4 tRNA genes are annotated in these 456 nt (G+C 58.6%); all 4 read right to left on the bottom strand.

What is annotated here, in order from left to right:
* Positions 1-14: 14 nt before the first annotated feature.
* Positions 15-90 (bottom strand) — tRNA-Val (locus KTN04_RS16695).
* 47 nt (positions 91-137) lie between these two features.
* Positions 138-214, bottom strand: a tRNA-Asp gene (locus tag KTN04_RS16690).
* A 6-nt stretch (positions 215-220) separates the two neighbouring features.
* Positions 221-296, bottom strand: a tRNA-Val gene (locus KTN04_RS16685).
* Positions 297-343: 47 nt separating this feature from the next.
* Positions 344-420: transfer RNA gene (locus tag KTN04_RS16680), tRNA-Asp, on the bottom strand.
* Between the last annotated feature and the right edge of the window lie 36 nt (positions 421-456).

The raw sequence follows: 456 nt of genomic DNA, 5'->3' as shown, positions 1-456 counted from the left end.
ACCGCTCCGTGTTTTGGTGGGCGAAGAGGGGTTCGAACCCCCGACCCTCTGCTTGTAAGGCAGATGCTCTCCCAACTGAGCTATTCGCCCAAAACGCTGGCTTCTAGTACGACCCTCTCAGCGCTTCGAGAAGGAAGTGGCGGAATGGACGGGACTCGAACCCGCGACCCCCTGCGTGACAGGCAGGTATTCTAACCAACTGAACTACCACTCCGCGTCTTGGTGGGCGAAGAGGGGTTCGAACCCCCGACCCTCTGCTTGTAAGGCAGATGCTCTCCCAACTGAGCTATTCGCCCAAAAAGCTGGCTTCTATTACGACCCTCTCAGCGCTTCGAGAAGGAAGTGGCGGAACGGACGGGATTCGAACCCGCGACCCCCTGCGTGACAGGCAGGTATTCTAACCAACTGAACTACCGCTCCGTGTTTTGGTGGGCGAAGAGGGGTTCGAACCCCCGA

The organism is Marinobacterium weihaiense (genome assembly GCF_019061305.1).
Lineage (GTDB): Bacteria > Pseudomonadota > Gammaproteobacteria > Pseudomonadales > Balneatricaceae > Marinobacterium > Marinobacterium weihaiense.
Note: the sequence above shows the minus strand (reverse complement) of the source record. Positions and strands in the feature narration are given on the sequence as shown.